The organism is Psychrobacillus sp. Z3-81 (genome assembly GCF_056620325.1).
Genome location: NZ_JBWQPU010000095.1, coordinates 1 through 249 on the forward strand (window position 1 = coordinate 1; position 249 = coordinate 249).

At 70.7% G+C, this 249-nt stretch carries 1 protein-coding gene; it reads left to right on the forward strand.

Annotated features, from left to right (window positions below; translation table 11 throughout):
* Window positions 1-249: hypothetical protein (locus AC1ECF_RS17765; RefSeq protein WP_480390763.1), on the forward strand; the 249-nt coding region annotated here is incomplete at both ends.

A 249-nucleotide genomic window follows, 5' to 3' on the forward strand; every position in this document is an offset into this window, starting at 1 on the left:
GCCCGACCCAGCCGGTCGGCGATGCTCTACCGAGGGGTGGCCCTCACCGCCGTCTCGGCGCTCGCCCTCGCCGCGTGCTCCGACGGTGACGGCGGCGGTGGCAGCACCACTGCCGGCCCCGCCGACATCACGTGCGCCGTGGAGGACTACAAGGCCGACACCACCTTCAAGAACCCGGAGCCGATGGAGGTGAGCATGCTCTGGACCGACTGGCCCGAGTCCCCCGTCAAGGACACGTGGGAGATCTTC